This is a genomic window from Chitinophaga caseinilytica (assembly GCF_038396765.1).
GTDB lineage: Bacteria > Bacteroidota > Bacteroidia > Chitinophagales > Chitinophagaceae > Chitinophaga > Chitinophaga caseinilytica.
The window spans coordinates 2,651,320-2,673,521 of record NZ_CP150096.1 but is presented as its reverse complement, the minus strand read 5'-3'; the positions used below and the strand labels follow the sequence as shown (position 1 = coordinate 2,673,521).

Sequence of the window (22,202 nt, the reverse complement as noted above, 5' to 3'; positions counted from 1 at the left end):
CACCTCACCGGTGGAGAAGGGGGAAGTTGTAGTGGAGGATGAATTTAACGTAGTTGGAAACGGCTGCGGATTCTACCAGCAGTTCGTCGTCGGGCGTACCGAGGGTCACTGTGGTGAGGGATTGCGTTTCGCCGCGGGTGAACAGTGCGGAGCCGTGGGGGCTGGGCAGCAGGTCAATTTCCATAGCGAGGGGGCGCACCTGGTCGAGCACGCGGCCATCGAGGCGGATGCTCTGATCGAGGATCATGTTGCGCACCACTTCTTTTTCCAGCTTGTGGAAGTATTTGCCGACGAGCGGGGCGTCTTCTTCGGAAAGTTCGCCGAGGTGCTCTTTCAGTTCTTCTTCGATTTTGCCGAAAGCATCGCCGCGTTCGTGTTTACCGAGGGCGGATTTGGAAACTTCGAGGATTTTGCCGGCGGCAAAGGCTTCGATTTTCGCTTTCAGTTCTTCGTTGGCGTAAGGCAGGGCGAATTCGCGTTTGGCGGGGTTACCGATGAGGCCGCGGAGCTCTTCCTGTGCTTTCACCTGGATGCGGATGGCGTCATGAGCGAGTTCGATGGCCTTCACGAGGTCTTCTTCCTGGCACTCTTTGGATTCGCCTTCCACCATCATGATATTTTTCGCCGTAGCGGCTACGATGAAGTCCATATCGGCTTCAGCGAGCTGGGTACGGGTGGGGTTGATGATGAATTCGCCTTTGATGCGGCCGATGCGCACTTCGGAGATGATCTCCTGAATGGGCACGTCGGACACTGCGAGGGCGGCAGACGCTGCCAGTGCGGCGAGGGCGTCGGGCATAACTTCGGGATCGGAGGAAATGAGGGTCACCAGCACCTGAACATCACAGAGATAATCATCGGGGAACAGGGGGCGCAGGGCACGGTCGATCAAACGGGATACAAGCACTTCGGAGTCGCTCAACTTGCCTTCGCGCTTGAAGAAGGAACCCGGGATACGGCCTGCAGAAGCGAATTTCTCCTGGTAATCTACGGTAAGGGGGAAGAAAGACTGCCCGGCTTTGGGCTCTTTATTGGCCACCACAGTAGCCAGCAGAATACAATCGCCGCAACGAACGGTAACGGCGCCATCGGCCTGTCTGGCCATTTTGCCGGTCTCGATCGTCACTTCACGACCTCCGCCTATATCAAATTTAACCGAAGTAGGTGTGAGATTCATACTTGTGTGAGGATTAAAATGGTACACATACAAAAAAACTATTCCCAACCAGAATAGTTGGGAATAGCGCTATCAATAAATTCGGATTATTTTCTGATACCTAACTTCTCGATGAGGGCGCGGTAGCCGGAGAGGTTGGTTTTGGACAGATAGGAAAGCAGGCGCTTTCTCTGACCTACCATCTTCATCAGACCGCGGTGAGTGGAGAAGTCCTTTTTATTTTGCTTCAGGTGAGCGGAAATGCTGTTGATACGCTCAGTAACCAGGGCGATTTGCGCTTCCACAGAACCGGTATTCTTTTCGTTACCACCGAATTCCTTGAAAATATTTGCTTTCTTTTCTACAGTTAAGTAAGACATCTTTGATAAAATAAATTATTACTCGCTATTTTTCCGGTGCAAAGGTAAGAAGTAATATGGCAAGTTCCAAATAGAATTATTTGGACCACCTATACTGTAAACCAATGCTTTACTTATGCAAAATTTACTGCTGCATTGTCCGTCACCTGCCCGTTTTCCGTCCGCAGCACCCGCGACGGGAACTTCTGCAACACAATATAATCATGGGTCGCCATCACGATCGTAGTACCGTCTTCCCGGCAGATACGGAACAGCAGCTGCATGATCCCGTCGGAAGTTTCAGGGTCCAGGTTGCCCGTGGGCTCATCCGCCAATATCAGCTTCGGCCCGTTCAGCAGCGCCCGGGCAATGTCTACCCGCTGCTGCTCCCCGCCCGATAACTCGTACGGCATCTTGAACCCCTTGGTAGCCAGCCCCACCTTCTCCAACACGTCCGCGATCTTGTCCTCGATCTGCTTCTGGTCCGTCCACCCCGTGGCCTTCAACGCAAATTTCAGGTTCTCATGCACGGTACGGTCCGTCAACAACTGGAAGTCCTGGAACACCACACCGAGGTTCCGGCGAAGGTAAGGCACCTTCTTCCAGTCCATCTTCGTAAGGTCGAACCCGGCCACCTGCCCGCTCCCCTCCCGCAACACGAGATCGCCGTAGAGCGTCTTGAGCAGGCTCGACTTGCCCGTGCCCGTTTTCCCGATCAGGTACACAAACTCACCCTTGTTGATCGAGATATTCACGTCAGACAGGATCAAAGAACTTCCCTGGTAAATATTAGCGTTCGTCAGCTGAACTATCGGTTGATCAACCATCAATTTCCTGTTTTAAAATCCAAAAATAATTAAATCCCTGGCAAAGACCCGCATACGTTAATAACTATAAAATTAGTTTGTAAACTAAGAAAATAGTTATACATTCGTATCAACAACCGAAATTCCTTCCTTCGCCGCCGCTTTGATCAAACACGACAAGCGGGAAATTGTTAAAAATCCGGCGGACGGAAGCATTGCGCCACAATATAACAACGAAGGCAGAAAGCAGGCGAAAAATCAGGTAAAATAATTAAAGAGGACATCGAAGCCATACATATTGACGAAACAAGCCGATCATCGAGGATTCATCAGCAACAACAGGAGTTCAACATCATCACACAACTAACCGACTCCGTAAACAGCGACACAATGAAAACACTGACAAAAGCGGAAGAACAGATCATGCAGGCCCTTTGGGAGCTGGGCCCATCTTTCGTGAAAGACATCATCACCTTCCTCCCCGAACCGCAACCGCATTACAACACCGTGTCTACACTCGTGAAGATACTGGTCGATAAAGGGTTTGCCGGTTACAAAGCCTTCGGGAAGAGCCACCAGTACCATGCGCTGATCTCCAAAGACGAATACAGCAGCCGCACGGTGAAGAACCTCGTGAAAGGGTACTTCGGCGGCTCATTCTCGAACCTCGTTTCGTTTTTCGTGAAGGAAAAAAACATGTCGGTTTCCGACCTGCAGCAGTTGCTGGACGAGATCAAGGAATCCAACCCTACCGAACCACCTAAAAACGACGCGCCATGAGCATGATCCTGCTGTACCTCGCAAAAGCGGCCCTTTGTTCCGGCCTGCTGTTCGCCTATTACTGCCTGGCGCTCCGCAACCAGCGCCAGCACCGCTGGAACCGGGCTTACCTGCTGGGCCTCACGGCCGTGAGCCTCCTGCTGCCGCTCATCAGCATCCCCCTGCCCGGAAGCTCCGCCGGCTCGGCCGCCATCCTTCAATACACCGCATCCGCGTTCAACGTCAACGGTAACGCCGGCGGCCCTACCACGGGCTCCTGGCACTGGACGTATTTCGCTTATGCTGCAGTGGCGGTGGCTTTACTGGCCCGCTTCGGATATGCCGTCTGGCAGTTGCGCAGCCTCATCCGCGGGGGGCGCAGGCAGGAAGGCCAGCATTACCAGCTCATCCTCCACCCCGCCGTTTCCTCGCCCTTCAGCTTTTTCCGTTTCATCTTCTGGAACCCGGCCGCAGAGCAGCATTCCGCCGAAAGCCGCCATATTCTGCAGCACGAGCAAACGCATGTGCGCAAAGGCCATAGCTGGGACACGCTGTTCATGGAGCTCGTTACCGCGCTCTGCTGGGCCAATCCCATCTTCCATTTCGTGAAACGCGAGCTGCAGGTAGTCCACGAATTCGAAGCAGACGAAGTACCCGCGGGCAACGGCCAAACGAAAGCCTATGCGGAAAACCTCCTCCGCCAGGTGCTTTGCGCCCCTTCCGCCAACTTACTCATTCACCACTTTTCCCAACCTCCCGTAAAACGCAGAATCATGATGCTTACCCGCAAAAACAACACACGTTATGCCGCCGTCCGCAAGCTGATGGCGTTGCCCCTGGCCGCAGGGCTCATTTTCGCCGTATCCTGCACACAGAACAAAGAAGATGTAGTAGCAGCCAAACCGGAGGAAAAGGAACAAACACCGTTTGACCACCCCCTCCCAAAACCGTCAAATGAAATCTTCACCGTCGTGGAAAACCCGCCTGTTTTCCCCGGTGGCGACGATGCGCTGAACAAATACCTCAGCTCGCAAATCAAATACCCGAATGAAGCTGCGGATAAAGGCGTTGAGGGCACCATATTCGTGAAGTTCATCATCAGGGAAGATGGTTCCATTACAGACGTTACGACCGTAGGCGCCAAAAAAGGGGCCGGACTGGAAGAAGAATCCATCCGCGTCGTGAAAGGAATGCCGAAATGGAAACCCGGCGTGCAAAACGGGCGCAAAGTGGACGTTGAGTTCAACCTGCCCATCCGCTACACACTGGTGGACGACGACAAAAGCACCTCTTTCTGGCCCGGCCAGTCGCCCTTCATGCCCGGGCAAAAAACAAAATGTTAGATTTTTTCCGTTACTATAATTAGCAAACAATTTCCGGCGCCGCATTCCTGCGGCGTCTTTTCTTTGTGGAAATTCCCCGGGAACGCATCTGGATATAAACGGCCTTCCATGACGATCCGATCCATCATCCCGATCTGCCTGATGACTTTAGTTGCCGCCTGCTCCCCGAAAGATAAAACCGTTGCGCCGCCGGAAGCAGGAACGGAAGTTCCCTACACCATTGGCGGTTGCACAACAACGTTCGAGCCGCCATCTGCGGATACCGTCTCCCTGAAACCCAATGAACTTCCGTTGCCAGATGCAGATTTTGAAAGCGTCCACAATTCAAGCGAATGCATCGTCGAACCCCCATTGCCGCCAGCCACGGATGCAATCATCTGTTGCCTTCCCTGCGAGCCCATGCCCCAATTCCCCGGTGGAGAAAAAGCGTTAATAGACTTCCTGGAGAAAAATATTCAATATCCCGAAGCAGCGCTCCTTGAAAATAAATCTGGAACTGTTTTCGTAAAATTTGTCGTGCAGGCAGATGGGAAACTTACCGACTTCGGGATCATAGGCGAATCGCCCGGGTTCGGGATGGACGAAGAAGCGTTGCGGGTGATGAAAATGATGCCTGACTGGGAACCGGGCGTGTTGAACGGGAAACCCTCCGCCACCGTATTCAACCTTCCGATAAGATTTTCATTCACGACGGGAAAACAATAGTTTCAAGCCATCAATATTCCTTTCAAATTACCATAACAGGTATAAGAAAAAAGCCGGCGACCAATGGTCCACCGGCTTTTTCGTATATGCCTTGATGCGATTATTTGTATTCGAACGTACCGTATTCGCTTTTCACGGTCACTTTCTTGCCTTCGCTGGCTTCCACGCGGCCCACGATGCGGGCGTCGATGTTGTAGGTCTGGCTGATGCGGATGAGGTCTTCCGCGATTTCGGCGGGCACGTACAATTCCATGCGGTGGCCCATGTTGAACACCTGGTACATTTCTCTCCATTCAGCGCCCGATTGTTCGCGGATCAGCTGGAACAGCGGGGGAACGGGGAACAGGTTATCCTTGATGACGTGCAGGTTTTCGATGAAATGCAGCACCTTGGTCTGGGCGCCGCCGCTGCAATGCACCATACCGTGGATTTGCGGGCGGAATTGCTCCAGCATATGGCGGATCACCGGCGCATAAGTGCGCGTGGGCGACAATACCAGTTTGCCGGCGGTGATCTGGCCGAATCCCGGAACGTCGATCATATCCGTGAGGGATTTTTTGCCGGCGAAAACCAGCTCCTGCGGGATAGCGGGGTCGTAGGATTCGGGGTATTTCTCGGCTACTGATTTATTGAAAACGTCGTGACGGGCGGAAGTGAGGCCGTTGCTGCCCATACCGCCGTTGTATTCGCGCTCGTAAGTGGCCTGGCCGTAGGATGCAAGCCCTACTACCACGTCTCCCGCCTGGATGCGGTGGTTCGAGATTACGTCTGCACGCTTCATGCGGGCCGTTACGGTGGAGTCTACGATGAGGGTGCGGACGAGGTCTCCCACATCTGCGGTTTCCCCGCCGGTGCTGTAGATGCCCATCCCATAGGAGCGCAGCTCTTCGAGGATTTCTTCCGTACCGTTGATGATGGCGGCGATCACTTCGCCGGGGATGCGGTTTTTATTGCGGCCGATGGTGGAAGACAGCAGGATGTTGTCTGTCGCGCCCACGCAGAGGAGGTCGTCCGTGTTCATGATAATGGCGTCTTGCGCGATGCCGCGCCAAACGCTGATATCGCCCGTTTCCTTCCAGTAGGCGTATGCGAGGGAGGATTTGGTGCCCGCCCCGTCTGCATGCATGATATTGCACCAGGCTTCGTCGCCCCCGAGCAGGTCGGGGATGATCTTGCAGAATGCGCGGGGGAATAATCCCTTGTCGATATTCCGGATGGCGTTGTGCACATCTTCTTTGCCGGCTGAAACGCCTCTTTGGGCGTAAAGGTTCTGATCCACGGTAGGTTCCTTTGTTTGCGATTAAAGTGCAAAAGTATTGTAATCCCGTCAAAACATTTAGATTTGCACGGCGTTTTTGCAAATATGACCGATCCACCATGCAGGTTCACAGAGATTTAAAGAAATTACCCGCTTTCCGGAACGCCGTGATCACCATCGGCACTTTCGACGGGGTGCATACCGGCCACCAGCACATCCTCCAGCAACTGCAGGAAGCCGCGCACGCCTGCAACGGGGAAACGGTCATCATCACTTTCGACCCGCATCCGCGGGAAGTGCTGGCGGGCGACAGATCGGTCCGCCTGCTCACTACGCTCGACGAGAAGATTTCGCTCCTCGCGCACTGGGGCATTCATCACCTGGTGGTGGTCCCCTTCACCCGGGAATTCTCGGAACTCTCCGCCACGGCCTATCTCGAAGATTTTCTCATCGAAACCTTCCGTCCACACACCATCATCATCGGCTACGACCACCGTTTCGGCCACAACCGCGAAGGCGGACTGGAACTGCTGGAGGCCGAACAGGAAAAATACGGTTTCAGGTTGTTGGAAATCCCCCAACAGGTCATCCAGGACGCCGCCGTTTCCTCCACCCGCATCCGCAAAAGCCTCCAGGAGGGCGATGTAAGGCTGGCCAACGAGCTGCTCGGCTATCCCTATTTCCTCAACGGCATCGTGGTACATGGCGATAAAATGGGCCGCCAGCTTGGGTTCCCCACGGCCAATATCTCCCTTAACGACTACCGCAAGCTCATTCCCGCACAGGGCGTTTACGCCGTGACGGTGACCGCCGGCAACGACGGGCAGCTGCACAAAGGCGCGCTCAACATCGGCACCCGGCCTACGTTTAACGGCACGGAGCTGCGCATCGAAGTGTTCATCCTCGATTTCGACAAAGAAATCTACGACGCACCCATCCGCGTCGATTTCCTGGAATTCATCCGTTCAGACAGGAAGTTCGACAGTGTGGAAGGGCTCGTGGCGCAGATGAAAAACGATGTGGAGCAGGCCCGGGCGGTTGCCTCAAGGCCGTAAAATGCGGTAAACCATTTCCTTCATCAACTCCCCGTCTTCATTCCCGGCATCGCCGATACCGATGCTGCGCAGGTTGTATTGCGCCAGGAGCAGGATGGCGCGCTCGGTGCCGTTGGGCCCGAAATTGCGCGCGGCCGACATATAATCTTTCAGGAAAAAAGGATGCACGCCCAATGCGGCGGCCATTTCCTTTTCGCCGCCCTTGGCGCCGAAAAGCAGGTTGATCTTGGAAAAATATCCGTAGAGGGAAGGGATCACCACCTGGATGGGCGCGGCTTTGGGATTGGCGGAGAAATACCGGACGATGCGCATGGCCCTGGTCATGTCCATCTGCCCGATGGCGTTCTGCAGCTCGAAAACATTGTATTCCTTGCTGATGCCCACATATTTCTCGATGTCGGACTCGTCGATCTTTTTGCCTTGCGGAAGGTTGACCATCAGTTTCTCGATCTCGTTGGCGATGCGGCTGAGATCGTTGCCGATATGGTCGGCCAGCATGACGCAGGCTTTTTCGGAGATGGCGAGGCCCTGGGAGCGCACGTAAGCCTCCGCCCACTGGGGTATCTGGTTGTCGTACAGTTTTTTGGTGGACAGCATGACGCCGCGCTCTTTGACGAGCTTGGCCATTTTGGAGCGACCGTCGAGCTTGCCCTGCTTGTGGGCTACGACGAACACGGTGGATTCGAGGGGTTTATCGATGTAGGGCTCGATCTTGAGGAGGTCGCGCATGGCTTGTGCTTCCTTGAGGATCACCACCTGGCGCTCGGCGAACATGGGGTAGCGGCGGCAGGCGTTGATGATGGTGGCCCAGTCAGTATCTTTCCCGTACAATACGGTGAGATTGAAACCTTTATCGGCTTCGGAAAGCAGGTTATGCTCTGCGTAGTTGACCACCTGGTCTATAAAAAAGTCTTCCTCCCCTTCCAGCCAGTAGAGGGGCTTGAACTTGTTGTTCTTCCAATCCTTGATGATATCCTGGTAATCCATAACCCTATCTGTTTCTATCGTTCCAACAAATTACGCGACCACGGCCACGCTGTCTTTTTCCATAAGCGGGAGCCCTTTGAAGCGGAGCAGGAGCTGGCCTACGGTGAGCACGTCTTTCTGACAATACTCCACAATGCGGCGGAGGTCCTTTTCTTCCCAATATACCTTCCCTACCTGGCTGCCGTCGATATCGTCTTTCGGCGTGGGAATGCCCAGCACGGCGGCCAGGAGCTTGAGGGAGGTGTAATTCCGGAAGTCCCCGAAGCGCCAGATCTGGAGCGTGTCCAGCATGGGCTGCTCCCAGGGTTTAAGCTGGTGGAGCAGCAGCGGCGCCGGCAACATGAGCCCGTTGATGACCGCGCGGCGGCAAATATAGGGAATATCGAACTCGCGGATGTTATGCCCGGCGAATTGAAAACGTTGCATTTTTTGGTGAAATCTGGTGACGGTGTCGAGAAAACCGGCGAGCAGTTCCTTTTCATCGTCCCCATAAAATGATTTTATACGTAATTGATACTGACCGTTTTCCGTAAAGAAAAACCCGGCGGAGATGCAAACGATCTTTCCAAACTCGGCCGTGAGGCCGGCCCGTTCGAAAAAGTCGGCCGAAGGATTTTCAGAATCTGGCAAAGTTTTTGCATTCTTTTCCAACCAGAGCGCCTGTAACTCGGCCGGAAGCTGATCCAACGAAGGTGTTAGCGGAGTGGTTTCAATATCAAGCAATAATAACTGGTCGAGCGCAACGGTATATAACACAGCCTACAATTTTAAAGCGTGTAATTTAGTTAAATTTTAACGTTTCAATTTCGAGGGAAAAATTTTACCCATATAACAACAATCAACTTAACAAAACATCAATCATTATGGCGGAAAACACCTTTAACGCTGGTACGCCCAATCCCGGGCCCGAAAAACCGAAAAGCAACAAGAACGGCCTCATATACGGTATCCTCATCGCTGCACTCGTAGGCACCTGGGGCTATATGTATTATGACAAGAGCCAGACCAGCAAGGAGATCGCTATCAAAGAAAACCAGCTCGATACGATCTCTAACTCCCGGAACGAACTGCAGGCAGAATATGATGCCGCACAAGCCCGGCTGGACGATCTGATCTCCCAGAATAGCCGGATGGACAGCCTCGTGAAAAGCAAGGACAAAGAAATTGCTGACATGAAAGGCCGTATCACCAGCATCCTCAGCAACAAAAATGCTACCGCAGCGCAGCTGGCAGAAGCCCGCAGGCTGATCGAAGACCTGAAATCCAGGACCGAAGGCTATGTAGCCACCATCGAACGCCTGGAAGGCGAAAAGATCGTGATCACCGGCGAGCGCGACTATGCCCGCAAAGAGCGCGATTCCGTTGTGGTGGTGAAAGACAGCCTCGGCAAACGGGTAGACCTTGGTTCCGTGCTGCACGCAGACAATATCAAGCTGTCTCCCATCAACGTGCGTAAAAACGGGAAGGAAGAAGTGACGTCCAAAGCGAAACGTGCGGATATGATGCGCGTATCCTTCGACCTGAACAACCGCATCGCTACCAGCGGCGACAAGGAGATCTACGTAGCCATCACGGCTCCCGATGGTGCTCCCCTCGCAGTTGAAGCCCTCGGCAGCGGCCGTTTCACCCTGGAAGACGGTACCGAGAAACTCTACACCGTTAAGAAAACCGTTTCCTACGCTGCCGGTGGCAACACCCCCGTAAGCATGGACTGGAAACAGAATTCCGACTTCAAGCCCGGTGATTACAGCGTGGAAATTTACCAGGACGGGTTCAAGATCGGTGCCGGTAAAGTAAACCTGAAAAAAGGCGGCATCTTCTAAAAAGTACGATAGACAATCCAACATTCATAGAAAAAGGGTGTGGCCGCGGCCATACCCTTTCTTTTTTATACCAGCTTGTTAAAGTTTGGTTATTGCAGGTTAAAAAATATTAATATTAAAATAAAATTAACTTTCTTTGCGGAGAAATTGTGAAACGGCTTTAGATGGAATGCTTTGTGGGGCCCTATACGATAAGTACCTATGCTAACGGAAAATGGAATTGCGGACAGTAAACGGAATATTATGATGCGATTCGATAATATAATTGACATGGCACAGCATAAAGTAGTTTATGTGATCGACGACGACGAGATTTTCCACTTTATCGTGAAGAAGATGTTCGGTTTGCAAGGGTGGGACGTCAGGGTCAATTCATTCCTGTCTGCAGAAGACGCCATCGAGGACCTGAACGATTTCGCGGCCCGCCGCCTCCCCTGCCTCATCATCCTGGATATGAACATGCAGCGGATGAACGGTTGGGATTTCATCGAGGCCTTCCGGAAGCTCAAAACGAAGCTGACGCAGGATGTGCCCATCATCATGTGCTCCTCGTCCATGAACATCCAGGATATGGAAAAAGTGGAACGGACGCCCGAACTGATGGCTTACATCACCAAGCCGCTGGACAAACATAAAATGAAAGTAATCGAAGAATACCTCTAAAGAATCCCTCAGCAAGAGGGAGCTAATACCCAAAAAAGTGACCCATAAAAAAAGAGCGGATAATTTCCGCTCTTTTCTATTTTCTGTTGATTTCAATCTTGTTAAGCACTCACCGGCTCACCGTACATTTCGGCACGGAGGGTTTTCACGCGCTCATCTTCCAGGTACTCGTCGAACGAACAAAGGCGGTCGATGATGCCAGAAGGCGTGATCTCGATGATGCGGTTGGCCACGGATTGCATGAACGTATGGTCATGCGTGGTGAACAGCACGATGCCCTGGAAGGTTTTCATGCCTTCGTTGAAAGACTGGATGGATTCCAGGTCGAGGTGGTTGGTAGGTTCGTCGAGGATCACGACGTTGGGGTCTTGCAGCATCATGCGGCTAACCATGCAACGTACTTTTTCACCACCGGAAAGCACCGTGGTCTTTTTCATGATCTCGTCGCCGGAGAAGAGCATTCTTCCGAGGAAACCGCGGAGGAAGGGCTCGTCTACGTCCGTAACGTGCGCGGGAACGTACTGACGGAGCCAGTCGAGCAGGTTATAATCGCTTTTGAAGAACGCGGCGTTATCGTCGGGCAGATACGCTTTGGTAACGGTGGTGCCCCATTCGAGCTTGCCACTATCCGCTTGCTGATCGCCGTTGATGATATCGAAGAAAGTGCTGAGGGCCAGGTGATCTTTAGACAGGAACGCGATCTTGTCTCCCTTGTTCACGGAGAAAGACACGTCGCTGAAGATTTTGCGGCCGTCGATGGATTTTTCGAGTTTTTCGATGTTGAGTATCTGGTTGCCCACTTCGCGCTGTTGCTTGAAGATGATGCCGGGGTATTTACGGCTGGAGGGCTCGATGTCTTCGATCACCAGTTTATCGAGGGCTTTCTTACGGGAAGTAGCCTGTTTGGATTTGGAAGCGTTCGCGGAGAAGCGGGCGATAAAGTCCAGCAGGTCTTTCCGTTTGTCTTCCATTTTCTTGTTCTTATCGGAAATCTGGCGGGCGATCAGCTGGCTGGATTCGTACCAGAAGGAGTAGTTACCGGTGAAGATCTTGATCTTGGCGCGGTCTACGTCGGCCACGTGGGTACACACGGCGTCGAGGAAGTGACGGTCGTGGCTCACCACGATCACGATGTTTTCGTAATCGGCCAGGAAGTTCTCAAGCCAGCCGATGGTTTCCACGTCGAGGTGGTTCGTCGGTTCGTCGAGCAGCAGGATGTCGGGGTTGCCGAAAAGCGCCTGTGCCAGGAGCACCCGCACTTTCAAGGCGCCGCTCAGGTCTTTCATGAGGGTTTGATGCAGGTCTTCCTTCACGCCCAGGTCGCCCAGGAGCACGCCGGCGTCGCTTTCTGCGGTGTAACCGCCCATTTCGCCATATTCAGCTTCCAGTTCGCCAGCACGCATGCCGTCTTCTTCGGTAAAGTCTTCCTTGGCATAGATCGTGTCGCGCTCATGCGCGATGTCCCAGAGCTTCTTGTTGCCCATGAGCACGGCGTTGAGCACGGTCACCTCGTCGAACTCGTAGTGGTTCTGTTTGAGGACGGACATGCGCTCGCCGGGGGTGATTTCCACAGAACCCTTGTTCGGCTCGATTTCGCCGGACAGGATTTTCAGGAAGGTGGATTTGCCGGCCCCGTTGGCGCCGATCACTCCGTAGCAATTGCCTTTCGTAAAGTTGATATTCACTTCATCGAACAAAACCCTTTTGCCGAAAGAAAGCGTGACGTTTTTTACACTGATCATACCTGGCTTGAATAAATTTGAAGCCGCAAAGATACGAAATCCCCTCCATAAGTCCATGCTTTCCCCAACTACCGTAACTCGCGGTTATTGAACATTTTAGGGATATGTATTGTTATCAATGACAATCAAATCATATTACCATGATCCATGAACTGTCCAAATACTGGGGTTATATCGTTTTCAGGGGCGTTATCGCCATCATTTTCGCCATTTTCGCGTTCATCTGGCCCGCCCTGACCCTTTCCGTGCTCGTCATCTTCCTGGGGGCCTATTTTCTGGTCGACGGGATATTTTCCATCGTCCACGGTTTCCAGATCATGAAGAAAGACGAAAGCTGGTGGACGTTCCTCCTGATCGGCCTTATGGGCATCATTGCAGGGGGGATCATGCTGTTCATGCCGGGCATCACGGCGGTATTTCTCGTAACGCTGGTGGCGATTTGGGCCATTGTGACGGGGATCCTGGAAATCTTCGTGGCCATCCGCCTCCGGAAAGAGCTGACCAATGAGTGGATGCTCATCCTGGCGGGGATTTTGTCCGTCGCGTTCGGGGTATTGCTCTTTATGCAGCCGCTCGCCGGCGTGGTGGTGCTGGCCTGGTACATCGGGTTTTACGCCCTTTTCCTCGGTTTCTTCCTCCTGTCGGTGGGCTTCCGCCTCCGGAAAGTGCATAAAAGCTATGACAGCCATCACGGTAAACATGCCTGAAAGAATTTGCCATAGATATAGATAACGTTAAAGGGTTAAAAAAAGGGCCGCATAGGATGCGGCCCTTCCTTATTTCGCGCGAAAAAGATCTATTTGTCGATATCCAGCAGGTAGAACATGAACGCATATTGCAGCGCCACGTCCTTCAACGCCTTGAACCTTCCGCTGGCGCCGCCATGGCCGGCTTCCATATTGGTTTCGAGGAGCAGGAGATTGTCTCCCTTCTTCATGGCGCGGAGGCGGGCCACCCATTTCGCCGGCTCGAAATATTGCACCTGCGAATCGTGCAGACCAGTGGTTACCAGCATGTTGGGGTATGTTTTCGCTTCCACGTTGTCGTAGGGCGAGTAGGATTTCATGTAGAAATAGGAATCCTTGTTCTTGGGGTTCCCCCATTCGTCGAATTCCCCGGTCGTCAGCGGAATGCTTTCATCGAGCATGGTGGTCACCACGTCCACGAAAGGCACGGCGGCGATCACGCCCTTCCAGAGCTCGGGCCGCATATTCACGACGGCGCCCATGAGCAATCCCCCCGCGGAACCGCCCATGGCAAAGAGGTGCGCGGAGTCGGTGAATTTATTTTCCACGAGGTAGTCGGCGCAGTCGATAAAGTCGGTGAAGGTGTTTTTCTTTTTGAACATCTTCCCGTCTTCATACCAATGCCGGCCCAGCTCCTGTCCACCGCGGATATGCGCGATGGCGTAGCAGAAACCGCGGTCGAGCAGACTGATGCGGTTGCTGTTGAAGTTCGGTTCCATAGTGTTGCCGTAAGAACCGTATCCATAGAGCAAAAGCGGCTGCTTGCCGTTCTTCTCGAACCCTTTTTTGTATACGAGTGAAATGGGCACTTTCGTACCATCGGTAGCCGTGGCGAAGACGCGCTCGGTCACATAGTTTTTCGGATCGTACCCGCCGATCACTTCCTGCTGTTTGCGGAGTGTTTTTTCCTTCGTTTCCATGTTGTATTCGTACACGGAATTGGGCGTGGTCAGCGAGGTATAGCTATAGCGCAGCACTTTGGTGTCCAGCTCGGGGTTGGAGATCACATAGGCCACATAAGCGGGCTCGCCGAAATCGAGGTAGTGTTCCTGGCCGTTTTCGGGGATGACGCGCACCTGCGAAAGACCGCTTTTGCGCTCGCTCAGCACCAGGAAGTTCTTGAAGAGCGTAAAGCCCTGCAGCAGCACGTCTGGCCGGTGCGGGATTACTTCTTTCCAGTTGTCCATCGTGGTTTTGCCGACGGGCGTTTCCATGAGCCGGAAGTTCTTGGCGTCGAGGTTGGTTTCGACATAGAATTTATCGCCGCGGTGGTCGATGTTGTAGAGCATGTCTTTCTGCCGGGGCTGGAACACGCGGAAAGCGCCGTCAGGTTTGGATGCGTCAAGGATGCGGGTTTCGGAGGAAAGGGTGCTTTCGCTGCTGATGGTGATGTAATCGCGCGAGCGGGTGCGGCCCACCCAGGTGTTGAAAGTTTCGTCGGCTTCGTGGAAGATCATGACGTCTTTCGCAGGGTCCGTTCCCAGTACGTGCCGGTATATTTTCTCGACGCGCAGGGTTTGCGGGTTCTTCGTTCCGTAGAAAAAGGTTTTGTTATCCTTCGCCCAGGCGATGCCGGGGTCGGCGTTGGGAATGGATTCGGGATAAAGTTCCCCCGTTTCCAGGTTCTTGACGCGGAGATTGTACAAGCGGCGGCTCACGGTGTCTTGCGCGTAAACGAGCAGTTTATTGTCCGGACTGATATCGGCGCTGCCCACCTGGTAGTAGGCGTGCCCTTTGGCCAGGTCGTTCACATCCAGGTAGAGTTCTTCCGGCGCGGATGTTTCCCCCTTTTTACGGCAATACAACGGGTATTCTTTGCCTTCTTCGTAGCGGGTGTAGTACACGTAGCCATTTTCGAGGATGGGCGCGGATTCGTCTTTCTCCTTGATACGGCCTTTCAGTTCGTTGAAGAGCTGGTCGCGGAGGGAGCGCACGGGCGACAGCATCGTGTCTGTATATTTATTTTCTGCTTCGAGATAGGCGATCACCTTTGGATTGTCGCGCTCGTTGAGCCAATAATATTCATCGTTCCGGGTGTCTCCGTGGATCGACATTTTATGATCTATCTTTTCCGCCACGGGTGGCGGCACATTCACTTTTTCCATCTTTTTTCTTTTTGCGCGCAGGCCGACAACACGAGGGCTGCACAAACGGTAAGGGGCTGGAGTCGCATATGAGTGGTTTAGGATGATTGAATATAAGGAAAACCCCGAAATAAAACCGGGGCCGCGCGGGCCCCGATTTTGCAATTATTTGATTTTCATCTTTTCCGGATCCCACTGGATCAGTTTCTTCTTGAAATAGCTTTCATTCACCGCCAGGGCCGGGCCTGCGGCGCGAAGGCCGAAGGTGGCGTCTTCCACCACGGGTTTGCCGTTGCGGATAGATTCGAAGAAGTTGGTGAAGTGATCGAGGCGATCGTCGTACCCAGCCGGAGCGTGGTATTTGATCTCTTCGGCTTTCGCCTGTGCGCGGTCTGCCTCGCTGTATTTGGACATATAATTTTTCACGAAGGCTTCCTGCTCGCTTTGCGTGAAGGTGTTGTACGTGTCCCAACCGCCGTATCCGGGGGCTTTGGGGAGCCTGTGCTGTTTGATGGTGAAATCGTTCCAGCCCATTTCCATGACGCCTTCGGTGCCGATGAGGCGGGTGTATTCCCCTCCGCCGCCGCCGTCTGCGAAGTTTACGCGCAGTTGCATCTGGAAAGCCGGATGCTCGGGGGTTTCGGGATATTCGAAAATGGCTACCATGAGGTCTGGCACATCGCGGCCATCCTGCCATTGCACGAGGTTGCCGCTGGCGAAGATGCGATTGGGGCCTTTGGAGCCGGTGATGAAATGCAGGCCGGTGATGAGGTGTACGAACAGATCGCCGGGAACGCCGGTGCCATAGGCCTGGTAATTCCTCCAGCGGAAGAAGCGCACCGGGTCGAAGGGCATTTTGGCGGTGTCTTTCAGGAACGTATCCCAGTCGATCGTTTTGGGCGATGCGTCGGTCGGGATGGAATATTGCCATGCGCCGAGGGCGGAATGCCGGTCGATCTTGGCTTCCACGAGGTTCAGCCGGCCGATGTCGCCCGCCTGGTACCTGCGCCTTGCTTCCGCCATGGCTACGCTGCTCACGCGCTGGCTGCCTACCTGGAGGATGCCTTTGGTGCGCTGCTGGGTGGCGATTACTTTATGCCCTTCCTCGATCTGCTGGGTCATGGGTTTTTCGCAATACACGGCTTTGCCTTTCTCCAGCGCGGCGATGCTTTGCGTATCGTGCCAGTGGTCGGGCGTGGCGATGATCACGGCGTCAACATCTTTCCTTTCGAGGATTTCGCGGTAATCGCGGGTGGTGTAGAGATGATTGCCGTAAACGGATTTCGCTTTATCGAGGTGGCCATCATACAGATCGGCCACGGCCACCAGTTCCACTCCGGGAACTTTCAGGGCGCAGGAAACGTCTCCGAAACCCATGATGCCCATGCCGATGCCGGCGATCCGTATTTTGTCGTTGGCGCTCACGCGCTTTTCGGGATGAAGGAGTACCCTGCGGCCGGGTGCTGCTGCGAGGCCCGCGAGGGGAGCCGCGCCGATGAGGGCGGCGGTGCTGCCAAGGTCGCGGATGAATTTGCGACGGGAATTATTTGCCATACCCCCAAGATAGGAAAGCGACGCAGGAAAAACAAGGCTAAACACCTGCTAAAACGCGCCCATCCTGCATCTCCGGCCAAATACAGGGATCAGTGGACGATACATTCGCTGAGCGGCGAACGGATTTTCCTAAAGTGAAAAGCCGGCCCGGGACGTTTCATCCCAGGCCGGCTTTTGCAATTGCCTTATAGTCAGTGTTACCTGTCAGATCAGGAGGTGAACCCTGCGCCGAAGAACTCGCGGTTCATCCGGGCGATATTGCTGATCGAGATGCCTTTGGGGCACTCGGCTTCGCAGGCGCCGGTGTTGGTGCAGGAACCGAACCCTTCCTTGTCCATCTGCATCACCATATCTTCCGCACGGGAAGTGCGCTCGGGGTGGCCCTGCGGCAGCAATGCCAGTTGGGAAACCTTGGCGGAAGTGAAGAGCATCGCGGAGGAGTTCTTACAGGCCGCTACGCAGGCGCCGCATCCGATGCATGCCGCAGCAGCGAACGCCATGTCGGCATCGTGCTTCTCGATGGGGATGGCGTTGGCGTCTACCGCGTTACCGGTGTTCACGGAAATGTAACCGCCGGCCTGGATGATACGGTCGAACGCGGAGCGGTCTACCGTCAGGTCTTTGATCACGGGGAAAGCCGCAGCGCGCCAGGGCTCCACCACGATGGTATCGCCATCGTTGTAGGCACGCATGTGCAGCTGGCAGGTGGTGGTTTGTTCCCACGGACCGTGCGCACGGCCGTTGATATACATGGAGCATGCGCCACAGATGCCTTCACGGCAATCGTGATCGAATGCGATCGGTTCTTTTCCTTCGTTTATCAAACGCTCATTGAGGACGTCGAACAGTTCCAGGAACGACATGTCTTTCGAAACGTCGGACACTTCGTAGTTTTCGAAGCGGCCTTTGTCCTGGGCATTTTTCTGGCGCCAAACTTTTAATGTGAGCTTCATAATTTACAGTTTTATATCCCTTATCAAACTTATTTATAGCTACGCTGGGTCGGATGAACGATCTCGAATTCCAGTTTTTCCTTGTGCAGGTCGAAGTTGCTGGGGCCTTTATATTCCCATGCGGCAACGAAAGCAAAGTTCTCGTCGTCGCGTTTGGCTTCGCCTTCAGCGTCCTGGTATTCTTCACGGAAGTGACCGCCGCAGGATTCGTTGCGCTGGAGGGCATCGCGGCACATGAGCTCGCCGAGTTCCAGGAAGTCGGCTACGCGGCCGGCTTTTTCCAGTTCGGGGTTCAGTTCGTTCTGTTCTCCGGGGATGCGCACGTCTTTCCAGAACTCTTCGCGGAGCGCCTGGATTTCCTTGATCGCTTCTTCCAGACCTTTGGCGTTGCGTGCCATACCGCATTTGTCCCACATGATTTTACCGAGGGCTTTGTGGAAATGGTCCACGGAGTGTTTGCCCTTGATGTTCATGAGTGTGTCCAGCGTGCCTTTCACCTTGTTTTCCGCTTCAACAAAAGCGGGGTGGTCGGTGGGGATGGCTTTGGTATGGATATCGTCTGCCAGGTAGTTGCCGATGGTGTAGGGGATCACGAAGTAACCGTCTGCGAGGCCCTGCATGAGTGCGGAGGCACCGAGGCGGTTGGCGCCGTGGTCGGAGAAGTTGGCTTCGCCGAGGGCGTACAGGCCGGGAACGGTGGTCATCAGCTCATAGTCTACCCACAGGCCGCCCATCGTGTAGTGCACGGCGGGGTATATGCGCATGGGGGTTTCGTACGGGTTTTCGCCGGTGATCTTGGCGTACATATCGAACAGGTTGCCGTATTTCTCGGCTACCACGCCTTTACCCATTTTGATGATCTCGTCTTCGGAAGCGTTCTCTTCGCCGCGTTTACCGGCTTCGATGGTGCCGTAACGTTTGATGGCGTCGGCGTAATCGAGGTAAACGGCCATTTTGGAAGTGCCTACGCCGAAGCCGGCGTCGCATCTTTCCTTGGCGGCGCGGGAGGCCACGTCGCGGGGAACGAGGTTACCGAAGGCGGGATAACGGCGCTCCAGGTAATAGTCGCGCTCTTCTTCGGGAATATCGGTCGCTTTCCGTTGATCGTCCTTTTTCTTGGGCACCCAGATGCGGCCGTCGTTACGGAGCGACTCAGACATAAGGGTGAGTTTGGATTGGTGATCGCCGGAAACGGGGATGCAGGTGGGGTGGATCTGGGTGAAGCAGGGGTTACCGAAGAAGGCGCCGGCTTTGTGGGCCTTCCAGGCGGCGGTAACGTTGGAGCCCATGGCGTTGGTGCTCAGGAAGAACACGTTGCCGTATCCGCCGGAGCAGATGAGGACGGCATGGCCGAAGTGGCGTTCCAGTTTACCGGTGGTCAGGTTCCGGGCGATGATGCCGCGGGCCTTTCCGTCTATTTTCACCACTTCCAGCATTTCGTGGCGGGTGTATTGTTTTACGGTACCGAGGGCTACCTGGCGCTCCAGGGCGGAGTAAGCCCCGAGCAGCAGCTGCTGGCCGGTTTGGCCGGCGGCGTAGAAGGTACGCTGCACCTGGGTGCCGCCGAACGAACGGTTGCTGAGCAATCCGCCATATTCACGGGCGAAGGGAACCCCCTGCGCCACGCACTGGTCGATGATATTGCCGCTCACTTCAGACAGGCGGTACACGTTACCCTCGCGGGCACGGTAGTCGCCACCTTTCACGGTATCGTAGAAAAGACGGAAAACGGAGTCCCCGTCGTTTTGATAGTTCTTGGCTGCGTTGATGCCTCCCTGCGCCGCGATGGAGTGTGCACGGCGTGCGCTGTCCTGGAAGCAGAAAACTTTTACTTTATACCCGAGCTCACCGAGGGCTGCGGCTGCGGAAGCGCCGGCCAGGCCGGTACCTACCACGATGATCTCGAGTTTCCGCTTGTTGGCCGGGTTTACCAACTTCACGGTGCTTTTATATTTGCTCCATTTGGTCTCCAGAGGGCCAGCAGGAATTTTTGCGTTCAACATAATATCCTTGCTTTAGCTTTATCAGATTTGATTAATGTAAATGTACACGGGGATCACCGCGAAAAGGACCGGGATCAGGATTCCGAAAATCCAGAGGCCGATGAAATTGATCATGCCGTTGTACTTCGGGTGATTAAACCCGAAAGTCTGCATCGAGCTTTTGAAACCGTGGACCAGGTGGAAAGACAGTGCGATCATGCCGATCACGTACAACACCACCAGCCAGATGTTCTCGAATGTAAACCATACCGCCGCGTACAGATCGCCTACTTCCTTGCCGTCGTAGGTAGCACTGTCCAAAGAACCGTAGTGCATCTTCCACCAGAAATTGGCGAGGTGGACAACGATAAAGATGAGGAGGATGCTGCCCATGATCGCCATCTGGCGGCTGAACCAGGATGAAGTTTTGTTGCCGGGCTTAACGGCGTACTTCACCGGCCGGGCGGCCTGGTTGCGGATGGTGAGCTGAATGGCGAGGAAAGCGTGGATGAGGATCACCACTTTAAGCCCCCAGGCCAGCGTCTGGATCAGGGGATTGTGTCCCATGAAATCCGCATACAGATTAAAGGCCTGACCACCATCGTGTTTCATCAGCGAGAGGTTGCCAGCCAGGTGCACGATCAAAAATGTGCACAGAAAAAAGCCGGTGGCTCCTACCAGCAGTTTCTTACCGATGGAGGTTGAAAAGAATTGCGACCATTTCATAAGATACGTTCTAAGCTTCCTTTAGTATGAATAAATAAGTGAAATGTCGGGCAAATTTATAACATGAAAAATTAAAACCAAATGATAAATGTCACGAAAAATGCTTATTCCAGCCGCTTCATCACCCAGTTGTCCACGAGATTAAACAAGTGTTGCGGCAGAAAGGTTCGCCACTTCGGCTCGTCCAGCAAATGGACATAATTCTCCAGCCGCGCGCTCTCGAACTCCTCCCGCGTCTGCTGCGGCAGGTTCAGCAACACCACCCAGCCCCCGTCGTCCCGGATATCATCCCACCACTCTTCATAATAACAGTCATCCGAAGAATAGAAATTGAGGACGTTTTCACCGATCAGTATGAATTTATTGATACCATGTGAAATGAGCACGTCGATCACGTCGCGCTTGAGCGTCATGATGTTGTTCTCCACCGCATCGTTCCACTCCCCGATCAGCTCGATGATGGCATAGTTGAACTGGTAATCGGCGAACAGGAGCTTCATGTACAGGTTGGGCGCGCCGAAATCGTCCCATTGCGGGTGGACGTAATAGTTATAAACCGTATTGGTAAATTCGAATTCGCTGTATTCGCGGCCATAGAACGGCGACAGCTCGTCTTCTTCCGCTGTGTACAGATGTCGCCAGTTATAAAAAGGTTCTATCTCATGCATGGCGGCAATTTATGTAATTTTTTATTTTCTGCTTTCAACCGCGCGCTTCACGCTGCCGTATTCCAGGAGCAGGCTTTTGGCCGTTTCATAATCGCCGAGCTGGAGCTGTTCCATCACCATTTTTACCCCGCGGTCTACCAGCTTTTCGTTGCTGAGCTGCATGTTCACCATTTTATTGTCTTCCACACGGCCAAGCTGGATCATGACGGTGGTGGAGATCATGTTGAGGACGAGCTTCTGCGCCGTGCCGGATTTCATTCTTGTGGAGCCGGTCACGAACTCGGGTCCTACTACTACTTCAACGGGGAAATCCGCATGTTCGGAAACGGGCGAGCCGGGGTTGCAGGAGATGGAACCGGTCACGATGCCGTTTTCGCGGCAGGCCTTGAGGGCGCCGATCACGTAGGGCGTGGTGCCGCTGGCGGCGATGCCTACTACTACGTCTTTATCGGTGATGTTCCACTGCAGGAGGTCGCGCCAGCCCTGCTCGCGGTCGTCTTCCGCATTTTCAACGGCCCGGCGGATGGCGGAATCCCCCCGGCGATGAGCCCAACTACCAGCCCCTGGGGCACGCCGTATGTGGGCGGGCATTCAGAAGCATCGAGGATGCCGAGGCGGCCGCTGGTGCCGGCGCCCATATAAAAGAGGCGTCCGCCCGCCAGCATTTTGTCGGCGATGGCGGCCGTGAGCTTGGTGATCTGCGGGATGGCCTTTTCCACGGCCAGGGGAACGGTTTTGTCTTCGTTGTTGATATTGGTGAGCACTTCCTGAACGGTCATGGTTTCCAGGTGGCGGTATTGGCTCGGCTGCTCTGTGACTTTAGTGAATGCCAT

22 protein-coding genes are annotated in these 22,202 nt (G+C 54.0%); 7 read left to right on the top strand and 15 right to left on the bottom strand.

The annotated features are described in order from the left end of the window. Nucleotides 1–4: 4 nt before the first annotated feature. The 3 genes from WJU22_RS11205 to WJU22_RS11195 all read right to left on the bottom strand — a co-directional run bounded on the left by WJU22_RS11205 (nucleotide 5) and on the right by WJU22_RS11195 (nucleotide 2,342). The gene (locus WJU22_RS11205; protein WP_341843324.1) at nucleotides 5–1,177 is read right to left on the bottom strand and encodes a hypothetical protein; all 1,173 of its coding nucleotides are present in this window, start codon (nucleotides 1,175–1,177) and stop codon (nucleotides 5–7) included. A gap of 86 nt (nucleotides 1,178–1,263) precedes the next feature. Next, complete coding sequence (gene rpsO / locus WJU22_RS11200; RefSeq protein WP_341843323.1) at nucleotides 1,264–1,536, bottom strand: 30S ribosomal protein S15; 273 nt, start codon at nucleotides 1,534–1,536, stop codon at nucleotides 1,264–1,266. Nucleotides 1,537–1,649: 113 nt separating this feature from the next. Then, entirely contained in the window at nucleotides 1,650–2,342 is a 693-nt protein-coding gene (locus WJU22_RS11195) for a cell division ATP-binding protein FtsE (protein ID WP_126247308.1), read from the bottom strand. 369 nt (nucleotides 2,343–2,711) lie between these two features. On the opposite strand from WJU22_RS11195, the gene WJU22_RS11190 reads away from it, so the two are divergent. The 3 genes from WJU22_RS11190 to WJU22_RS11180 all read left to right on the top strand — a co-directional run bounded on the left by WJU22_RS11190 (nucleotide 2,712) and on the right by WJU22_RS11180 (nucleotide 5,128). After that, nucleotides 2,712–3,101: a BlaI/MecI/CopY family transcriptional regulator gene (locus tag WJU22_RS11190; RefSeq protein WP_341843322.1), complete on the top strand. Its 390-nt coding sequence runs from the start codon at nucleotides 2,712–2,714 to the stop codon at nucleotides 3,099–3,101. Then, a complete protein-coding gene (locus tag WJU22_RS11185) occupies nucleotides 3,098–4,423 on the top strand; it encodes a M56 family metallopeptidase (protein ID WP_341843321.1) in 1,326 nt (441 codons plus the stop codon). The genes WJU22_RS11190 and WJU22_RS11185 overlap by 4 nt, the downstream gene beginning before the upstream one ends. 108 nt (nucleotides 4,424–4,531) lie before the next feature. Continuing rightward, complete coding sequence (locus WJU22_RS11180; protein ID WP_341843320.1) at nucleotides 4,532–5,128, top strand: energy transducer TonB; 597 nt, start codon at nucleotides 4,532–4,534, stop codon at nucleotides 5,126–5,128. A 100-nt stretch (nucleotides 5,129–5,228) separates the two neighbouring features. Here the strand turns inward: WJU22_RS11180 and WJU22_RS11175 are convergent, their stop codons facing one another. After that, on the bottom strand, nucleotides 5,229–6,407 hold the full coding sequence (locus WJU22_RS11175; protein ID WP_341843319.1) for an AIR synthase related protein: 1,179 nt from the start codon (nucleotides 6,405–6,407) through the stop codon (nucleotides 5,229–5,231). Nucleotides 6,408–6,505: 98 nt separating this feature from the next. Between WJU22_RS11175 and WJU22_RS11170 the strand changes: the two genes are divergently transcribed. Next, nucleotides 6,506–7,441, top strand: coding sequence for a bifunctional riboflavin kinase/FAD synthetase (locus WJU22_RS11170; protein ID WP_341843318.1), 936 nt, complete (start codon nucleotides 6,506–6,508; stop codon nucleotides 7,439–7,441). Here the strand turns inward: WJU22_RS11170 and holA are convergent. Next, on the bottom strand, nucleotides 7,430–8,428 hold the full coding sequence (holA, locus tag WJU22_RS11165; RefSeq protein ID WP_341843317.1) for a DNA polymerase III subunit delta: 999 nt from the start codon (nucleotides 8,426–8,428) through the stop codon (nucleotides 7,430–7,432). The genes WJU22_RS11170 and holA overlap by 12 nt on opposite strands. Before the next feature lie 30 nt (nucleotides 8,429–8,458). Continuing rightward, a complete protein-coding gene (locus WJU22_RS11160) occupies nucleotides 8,459–9,058 on the bottom strand; it encodes a ribonuclease H-like domain-containing protein (RefSeq protein ID WP_341843316.1) in 600 nt (199 codons plus the stop codon). 233 nt (nucleotides 9,059–9,291) lie between these two features. On the opposite strand from WJU22_RS11160, the gene WJU22_RS11155 reads away from it, so the two are divergent. Together WJU22_RS11155 and WJU22_RS11150 are read left to right on the top strand one after the other, a co-directional pair. Continuing rightward, nucleotides 9,292–10,251 carry a hypothetical protein gene (locus WJU22_RS11155; RefSeq protein ID WP_341843315.1) on the top strand — a complete coding sequence of 320 codons (960 nt, stop codon included), beginning with the start codon at nucleotides 9,292–9,294 and terminating at the stop codon, nucleotides 10,249–10,251. 270 nt (nucleotides 10,252–10,521) lie between these two features. Next, nucleotides 10,522–10,914 carry a response regulator gene (locus WJU22_RS11150; protein ID WP_341843314.1) on the top strand — a complete coding sequence of 131 codons (393 nt, stop codon included), beginning with the start codon at nucleotides 10,522–10,524 and terminating at the stop codon, nucleotides 10,912–10,914. 101 nt (nucleotides 10,915–11,015) lie between these two features. Here WJU22_RS11150 and WJU22_RS11145 read toward each other — a convergent pair whose 3' ends face one another. Continuing rightward, nucleotides 11,016–12,656: an ABC-F family ATP-binding cassette domain-containing protein gene (locus WJU22_RS11145; RefSeq protein ID WP_341843313.1), complete on the bottom strand. Its 1,641-nt coding sequence runs from the start codon at nucleotides 12,654–12,656 to the stop codon at nucleotides 11,016–11,018. Between the two features lie 140 nt (nucleotides 12,657–12,796). Between WJU22_RS11145 and WJU22_RS11140 the strand changes: the two genes are divergently transcribed. Continuing rightward, nucleotides 12,797–13,363: an HdeD family acid-resistance protein gene (locus tag WJU22_RS11140; protein ID WP_341843312.1), complete on the top strand. Its 567-nt coding sequence runs from the start codon at nucleotides 12,797–12,799 to the stop codon at nucleotides 13,361–13,363. A gap of 89 nt (nucleotides 13,364–13,452) precedes the next feature. On the opposite strand, the gene WJU22_RS11135 is transcribed toward WJU22_RS11140, so the two are convergent. The 8 genes from WJU22_RS11135 to WJU22_RS11100 all read right to left on the bottom strand — a co-directional run bounded on the left by WJU22_RS11135 (nucleotide 13,453) and on the right by WJU22_RS11100 (nucleotide 22,202). Continuing rightward, nucleotides 13,453–15,507: a S9 family peptidase gene (locus tag WJU22_RS11135; protein WP_341843311.1), complete on the bottom strand. Its 2,055-nt coding sequence runs from the start codon at nucleotides 15,505–15,507 to the stop codon at nucleotides 13,453–13,455. Nucleotides 15,508–15,651: 144 nt separating this feature from the next. Beyond that, on the bottom strand, nucleotides 15,652–17,040 hold the full coding sequence (locus tag WJU22_RS11130) for a Gfo/Idh/MocA family oxidoreductase (RefSeq protein WP_341843310.1): 1,389 nt from the start codon (nucleotides 17,038–17,040) through the stop codon (nucleotides 15,652–15,654). A 209-nt stretch (nucleotides 17,041–17,249) separates the two neighbouring features. Next, a complete protein-coding gene (locus WJU22_RS11125) occupies nucleotides 17,250–17,993 on the bottom strand; it encodes a succinate dehydrogenase/fumarate reductase iron-sulfur subunit (protein WP_341843309.1) in 744 nt (247 codons plus the stop codon). Nucleotides 17,994–18,022: 29 nt separating this feature from the next. Continuing rightward, complete coding sequence (locus WJU22_RS11120; protein ID WP_341843308.1) at nucleotides 18,023–19,996, bottom strand: fumarate reductase/succinate dehydrogenase flavoprotein subunit; 1,974 nt, start codon at nucleotides 19,994–19,996, stop codon at nucleotides 18,023–18,025. A gap of 21 nt (nucleotides 19,997–20,017) precedes the next feature. Then, the gene (locus WJU22_RS11115; RefSeq protein ID WP_341843307.1) at nucleotides 20,018–20,701 is read right to left on the bottom strand and encodes a succinate dehydrogenase cytochrome b subunit; all 684 of its coding nucleotides are present in this window, start codon (nucleotides 20,699–20,701) and stop codon (nucleotides 20,018–20,020) included. 104 nt (nucleotides 20,702–20,805) lie between these two features. Then, nucleotides 20,806–21,369 carry a hypothetical protein gene (locus WJU22_RS11110; protein WP_341843306.1) on the bottom strand — a complete coding sequence of 188 codons (564 nt, stop codon included), beginning with the start codon at nucleotides 21,367–21,369 and terminating at the stop codon, nucleotides 20,806–20,808. 21 nt (nucleotides 21,370–21,390) lie between these two features. Continuing rightward, on the bottom strand, nucleotides 21,391–21,894 hold the full coding sequence (locus tag WJU22_RS11105; protein WP_341843767.1) for an N-acetylmuramic acid 6-phosphate etherase: 504 nt from the start codon (nucleotides 21,892–21,894) through the stop codon (nucleotides 21,391–21,393). Continuing rightward, nucleotides 21,807–22,202 carry a hypothetical protein gene (locus WJU22_RS11100; protein WP_341843305.1) on the bottom strand — a complete coding sequence of 132 codons (396 nt, stop codon included), beginning with the start codon at nucleotides 22,200–22,202 and terminating at the stop codon, nucleotides 21,807–21,809. Before WJU22_RS11100 ends, WJU22_RS11105 begins: the two co-directional genes overlap by 88 nt.